This window comes from Gaiella sp., from assembly GCF_057140465.1.
The window spans coordinates 1-6,606 of the sequence record NZ_DBNHWK010000085.1 but is presented as its reverse complement, the minus strand read 5'-3'; the positions used below and the strand labels follow the sequence as shown (position 1 = coordinate 6,606).

Sequence of the window (6,606 nt, the reverse complement as noted above, 5' to 3'; positions counted from 1 at the left end):
ACGCCTGTCGCGCCGCTCGTGATGGGAGTACCCCTCGACATCGGCGGCGGGTGGACGGCGCAGGCCGTGATGGCGTCGCTCTTTGCCGGATCGGTCACGGCCTGGACGGCCGCGACCCGTGCGTTCGGGGCGCGCGCAGCCCTCCTCGTCGCCCTCGCACTGCTCGTCTATCCGGGCTACGGGATCCTCTTTCACCGGCTGTCGAGCGATTCCGTCTTCGCAGCCGGCTTCGCCCTTCTCGGGATCCTGTTCGTGCGTGCCGTGCTCCGGCCAACGAAGGGGCGCTTCATCGCCGTCTCCGTCGCAATCGCTGTCTGCGCGTTGACGCGGCCCGGAAACCAGGTGCTCCTCCTGCTCGGGCTTGCGCCGCTCGTACTTCCGCTCGCTTGGAGAGCCCGCGGAATCCTCGTCGCGGCAGCCGTTGCGCCTGCCGTCCTGATTCTCGGTGTCTGGGCCGTCAACAATGGCGTGCGGTATGACGACTACTCCGTTGCGCGGGGTGGCAAGGCATACGTCCCGTTCTTCAGAGCGTTCGTCGAGGACCGCATCGTGCGACCCGAGAACGGAGACGCCTCGCGGGAGCTCGCTGACGTCGTCGAGCGCGAGCTGCTCGGCGAGGAGCCCTACCGTTCGTACAGGGTGGACCTCGACACGTTCTTCGCGCGGGGGAGCGACCGGATGTTCGAGGACGTGCTGGGGCTGTCCGACCGCGTGTGGGGCTGGGACACGGACTACGCGAAGCTCCGCGAGGTCGGCCTGGAGGCGGTGCGGGCCCGTCCCGGGGCATTCGCCGGCGGCGTCGCCCGCACGCTCTGGGACGAGCTCTGGAAGCCGCTCTTCGTCGCGCTCCCGGAGAGTGAGGGCGCGGCGGACGAGACCGACGGCCAGGAGCGCGTCGAGGTCGATGGCCGCACGCTGCCGCAGCCGACGGACGGGGACGTGATCCCGGCAGCGCGGCAGGGCTTCTACTCGACGACCCCGGACGGAAGCATCACCGAGGTCTGGACGTCCCCGACCGACCACGAGCTCGTCTTCGCCGATCCGGCCGACCGGGAGCGGTTCGACAAGGTGAACCGCCGCATGGCGGAGCTCGCTGACGAGATCTCGCCGTACGCAGGCTCGGCGACGCTGACGCTCTGGCTCAGCCGCTCCTCGCGTCTCTGGCCACGCCCGGTGCTGTGGCTCGCCGTGGGTGCGATCGGCCTCGCGCTTCGTCGGCCGCGTCGCAGCGCACTCGCGGTGGCGCTCGCTGCCGCCGGTCTCGCCGTGATCGGCGTCAGCGCGCTCGGCACGTATGCGATCGTCGAAATCGCGGTGCCGGTCGTCCCCGCCCTCGTCCTCTTTGGGGCCGCTGGGCTCCTCGGCGAGCGACGTCGCCCCAAGAGCGACGACGCGCGCGTCACGTAGCATCGGCGACCGACGTGCGACGCCACCTCGCCCGTGTCCTTCGCGACCCGCTCGAGCTGCCGCGGGCGGCGCAGCGGCGCTACATCCTGCGCGCGGCCGGGCGCCTCGGCCTCGTCGCGTACGTGCCGAGCTGGGAGCATCGTGCCCAGCTCGACGCCCTCACCGAGTACGTCGAGGACGCGCGACCCGTCCGCGACAAGCGCCCCACGACGCGCAGCGACGACGTGCCCGACCTCACGCTCACGGTCGAGGGCCTCGACGACGTCCTCCGGGACGTCGCGTTGGAGCGGCCGCGGGTGCTCGAGGTGGGGCCCAAATACGGCGTGCACGCTCTCCGGCTCGACGAGCGGCTGCACCCGTCGGAGCTCGTGTTCAGCGACTTCGCCGACACCGACCTCCACGAACGCTGGACAGGGGGCCTGCGCAGCCCGCACCGGTTCGTGTACGGCGACCTCCGTACCGCCGACGAGCTGCTCACGCTCGAGCCCTTCGACCTCGTGCTGTTCCTCGGCGTCCTCTACCACACGAGCTACCACGTGCCGATGCTCGCCAGGCTCAACCGGCTGACGCGACTCGGCGGGACGATGCTGCTCGAGACGACGGTGGACAGCCGCCCGGACGCGTCCGTCCGGGTCCGCTGGTCGGAGAACACGAAGGCGAAGGCCGTGCCGACGCTCGATGCCGTGCGCGTGATGCTGGCCTGGACCGGATGGCGGACGGTGCGACGCTTCACCGACTACCGACCCGGCTCCTCGGAGGTGCTCCTCCGCTGCGAGAAGACCGACGAGCTCGCACCCGGAGCCGACTTCGCAGACGTCGTGCGCCCGCACCGGGTGCCGGGCTGAGTACGGTTCCTCCGTGCCCGAGCTGACCCTCGTCCCGCGCGCCGAGTTCGAGCGCATCGGCGCCGCCGTCGCCGATCGCGACGCCCGTGTCCTCGTCCTCGCCGACATGTGCCGCGCGAACGCCCTCACCGCGGTCAAGCGCGCGGGCTCCGGGCACCTCGGCTCGAGCTTCAGCGCGATGGACATCGTCGCGTTCCTGCTCTTCGAGGAGCTGAACACGCCGGGAGTCGGCTGGGAGCACCCCGACCGGGACGTCCTCTTCTCGTCGAAGGGCCACGACGTCCCCGGGACGTATGCGGCACTGCACGCGCTCGGCGTGCTCCCCGACGAGCGACTGCTTCGGCTCCGCCGGCTCGGCGGCCTCGACGGCCACCCCGACGTCGGCGTTCCCGGCATCGAGGCCAACTCCGGGTCGCTCGGGATGGGGATCTCGAAGGGCCGGGGCATGGCGTGGGCGAAGCGGCACCTGGGGCACGGCGGCCGCGTGGTCGTGATCACGGGGGACGGTGAGCTGCAGGAGGGGCAGAACTACGAGGGCCTGCAGGGGGCGGCACACGACCGACTGTCGGGCCTCGTCGTCGTCGTCGACCGGAACGAGCTGCAGTCCGACCGCCCCACGGAGGAGATCCTCGCCCTGGGCGACATCGAGGCGAAGCTGCGCGCCTTCGGCTGGCACGTGCTGGCATGCGACGGCCACGACCCCGCGGCGCTACGGGCGGTGTTCGCCGAGATGCGGGACGGCGACGACCGTCCACACGTGCTCGTGGCACGGACGATCAAGGGTCGCGGTGTCTCCTTCATGGAGCATCCGACCGCGCTCGCGGCAGGCGGCGGCACGTACCGGTGGCATGCCGGCGCGCCGGGGGACGACGACTTCGTCGCCGCCCACGCCGAGATCGTCGAGCGGATCGACGACCGCCTCCGCGGGCTCGGGCTCGATCCGCTGCGCCTCGACCCCGTGCCGCCGCTCGAGCCCGAGCCGGTCGCCTCGCTCGAGGGCGAGCCGGTGAGCGGGGCCGGCACGCCGGCCTCCCGCCCCCGCGTCACCGACGAGTACGTCGCAGAGGCCTATGGAGCCGCCCTCCTCGAGCTCGTCGAGCGGGACGAGCGCATCGTCGTCCTCGACGCCGACCTCGCCTCCGACTGCCGGGTCCGGGGCGTCGAGCTCGCGGTTCCCGACCGCTTCGTGGAGACGGGGATCGCGGAGCAGGACATGGTCTCGATGGCCGGCGGCCTCGCCCGCCAGGGCCTGCTCCCTGTGGTCAACTCGTTCGCGAGCTTCCTCGCGTCGCGGGCGAACGAGCAGGTCTACAACAACGCCTCGGAGGGGACGAGGATCGTGTACGCGCTCCACTACGCCGGGCTGATCCCGGCCGGGCCCGGCAAGTCGCACCAGAGCCTGCGCGACGTCTCGCTCCTCGGCGCGCTGCCGAACATGGACGTCGTGCAGCCCGTGAACGCCGAGGAGACGCGGCTGCTGCTCCGATGGGCGGTGGGCGAGGCGCCGGGGAACGTCGCGATCCGGCTCGCGATCGGTCCGAGCCCGCGGCGGATCGAGCTCCCGGCCGGGTATCGACCGTCTCCCGGCCGACCGGCCGCGCTCGCCGACGGTGACGCAGCGCTCCTCCTCGCGTACGGGCCGGTGATGACCCACGAGGCGCTGCTCGCGTCGGAGACGCTCCGCGCCCGGGGCGTGCGCATCGCCGTGGCGGCGATGCCGTGGCTGACGCGCGTCGACGGCGGATGGCTCGAGGACGCCGCGGCGCGCTTCGCCGAGATCGTCGTCGTCGAGGACCACGCGCCTGTCGGTGCTCTCGGCGACGCGGTGCTGCGGACGCTCTCGGGCCTCCGTCTCGACCGGGTGCCGCGGGTCACGATCGTGGGCGTCGAGGGGTGGCCGGCGTGCGGGACGCCCCCGGAGGCGCTGCGTGCCCACGGGCTCGACGGGGCCTCGCTCGCCGAGCGCGTGACCGGCCTGATCGGCGGCTGAGATGACGTCGGACGCGGCGAGGCCGGTCTGGCTCGTGCTCCCCGACCCGTTCCCGACCCGGGTCTTCATCGACTGCGGGATCGTCGGCGGGCTTCGCGAGCGCCTCGGCGATCGCCTCGCGGTGCTGTTACTCCTCCCCCCCGACGAGGAGCGGTCGTTCGCGGCACGCCTCGACGGCGTGCGGCTCCTCGACCGGGAGGCCCTCCTCGGCGCGGGCTCGACGGGCGAGCGCGCGCGGCGTCGTGCCGACCGCTGGCTCGACGACCGTTTCGGCTTCTACCCGCTCTCGATCCGGCACACGCTCCGGCACGGCTTCCACCCGGAGCGGCTGCGGCCGGGCCACGACAACTGGTTCCTCGACACGAACCGCGTCGGCTGGGCACCACGCTGGGCACCGGCCGAGGCGGCGATGCTGCGCTGGCACTACTCGCGCCTCCGCTACGTCCCACGCGCCCTCGCTGCCACGCTTCGCGCCGAGCGGCCGCGCCTCGTCGTCGCGAACCTGCAGACGCGCAGCGCCGTCCCCTTCCTCGTGGCGGCGCGGTCGCTCCGGCTGCCGACGGTCGGCTACGTGTCGAGCTGGGACCACACCGTCGGCAAGGGCGTGATGTCCCCGCACCTCGACCGCTACGTCGTGCAGAACGAGACGATGCGCGACGACGTCGTCCGCTACCACGGGATCGCCGCGGAGCGCGTGGTCGTCACGGGCTGGCCGCAGACCGACGTCTTCGCCGTCGAGCGGCCGCGCGCCGACTACGAGGCGCTGCTCGCCGCGATCGGCCTCGACCCGACGCGCCCCGTCGTCCTCGTCGCGGGGAACACCCCGACGAACGCGCCGTACGAGCAGCGCTTCGTGGAGCGGCTGGTCGGCTGGTGGCGCGAGACCGGGGCCTCGAGCCGGATGTCCCTGCTCTTTCGCCCGCATCCGCGGGACCGGCAGTGGGAGACGCGCTTCGCGGCGGCGCGCGACGTCGAGGGTGCGGCGGTGCAGGAGCCGTCGTACACGGACATCGCCGTGCTCGCGACGCTCCTCCGGCACGTCGACTGCGTGGTCGCGAATGCGGGCACGATCCTGCTCGACGGCCTCGTCAACGACCGGCCCGCCGTCTGCGTGCTGTACGACGAGGGTGCGCCGCCGAGCGAGCGGTGGGCGGAGCTCAACGTCACGGGCCACCACTACCGCGAGCTCGTCTCCTCCGACGCGTTCCTCCGCGCACGGGGCTTCGAGGACGTCACGGAGGGGATCGAGCGGTCGCTCGCCGACCCGCGTGAGCTCGCCGGCGAGCGGGCGCGGGTCAGCCGTGAGGTCGTCGGTGAGGTCGACGGGCTCGCCGCAGAGCGGGTCGTCGAGGCGGTCGTGGGCGATTCGTCCTGACGCTCAGCCGGTGGGAGCCGGCTCTCGGGGCGGGCGCGAACGCGGTGCGGCGCGCTCTCCGAAGAGCCCGGCAGCCAGGAGCACGACGAAGGCCGGCACCGCCGGGAGGGGATACTCGGCGTTCCCGAGCCCGACCGTCGCGGTCAGGAACAGCGCGATCAGGGACAGTCCGAGGGCGATCGAGATCCGCTTCGGCCGCCGCCAGAGGACGGCGGCACAGCCGAGGAGCAACCAGAGGATCGGGCGGGGGAACCAGCGCGACGCACGGTTGGCCCAGGTGATCAGTGTCTGGTTGCCCTCGTACGGCGGGAGCTCGGCGCTCAGGCGGGCGACTACCTCGTTCATGCGCCGGTAGCGCTCCTCCTGGGCGGGATCGCGGAACTCGAGGTAGTGCTCCGTGGGCGACGTCCAGACCTCGCGGATGCTCCTGTCCGGGGTCGTCGAGTAGAGGCCCATCCGGGCGCTCGGGATCGGCTCGCCGCCACTCGGCTCCGGCAGGCCCGCGCCGACGCCTGTCTCGTCCTCGGCGTCCGAGCTCTCCTCGCCCGTCGCGCGCCTCGCCCCGTCCGGGATGTAGAACTCGGGCTTCCAGAGCGTGAGGAGGAACTGCTCGACCATGTGCCGGGCGAACGCACCGGGGTGCCGGCGGATCGCCTCGAAGGCGACGGCGCGGAGCTTCCCGTAGTCGCTGTCCCAGCCCCAGACCTGATCCGAGAGGTTGACGAGGTCCTCCCACATTCGCGGGCTGCCCTCGGCGAAGAACCGGTCGAGGGTGATGCCGAACGAGCGATACGGCTCCTCCGGCAGGAGCTCGCGCTCGACGGCCCGGGCCAGCTCCCTCGACGCCGGCCCGTTCTCGGGCGAGACCAGGTGCTCGAGGACGTAGACGCGGTAGAAGGGCGAGACGGCGTTGGCGCCTCGCGCCACCGCGTAGTCGTCGTAGCGCACGCCGTTGTAGACGGTGTAGGGGACGAGAACGGCTGCGGTGC

5 protein-coding genes are annotated in these 6,606 nt (G+C 72.6%); 4 read left to right on the top strand and 1 reads right to left on the bottom strand.

Translation table 11 applies throughout. The features are described 5' to 3' along the window. The 4 genes from AC162C_RS12360 to AC162C_RS12345 all read left to right on the top strand — a co-directional run. The coding region (locus AC162C_RS12360; protein WP_484097803.1) for a hypothetical protein at positions 1-1,407 on the top strand (1,407 nt) is incomplete at its 5' end. 14 nt (positions 1,408-1,421) lie between these two features. Then, positions 1,422-2,252 (top strand): class I SAM-dependent methyltransferase, encoded by an 831-nt coding sequence (locus AC162C_RS12355; protein WP_484097802.1) that lies wholly within the window; start codon positions 1,422-1,424, stop codon positions 2,250-2,252. Between the two features lie 13 nt (positions 2,253-2,265). Further along, positions 2,266-4,242 (top strand): transketolase C-terminal domain-containing protein, encoded by a 1,977-nt coding sequence (locus tag AC162C_RS12350; protein WP_484097801.1) that lies wholly within the window; start codon positions 2,266-2,268, stop codon positions 4,240-4,242. A gap of 1 nt (position 4,243) precedes the next feature. Then, a complete protein-coding gene (locus AC162C_RS12345) occupies positions 4,244-5,617 on the top strand; it encodes a CDP-glycerol glycerophosphotransferase family protein (protein ID WP_484097800.1) in 1,374 nt (457 codons plus the stop codon). Between the two features lie 3 nt (positions 5,618-5,620). Here the strand turns inward: AC162C_RS12345 and AC162C_RS12340 are convergent. Further along, a partial coding sequence (locus AC162C_RS12340) for a hypothetical protein (RefSeq protein WP_484097799.1) occupies positions 5,621-6,606 on the bottom strand: 986 nt, incomplete at its 5' end.

What these genes read in the sequence shown, in the direction of transcription:
- AC162C_RS12345 (WP_484097800.1), top strand. Translation starts at nt 4,244, where the DNA reads ATGACGTCGGACGCGGCGAGGCCGGTCTGGCTCGTGCTCCCCGACCCG.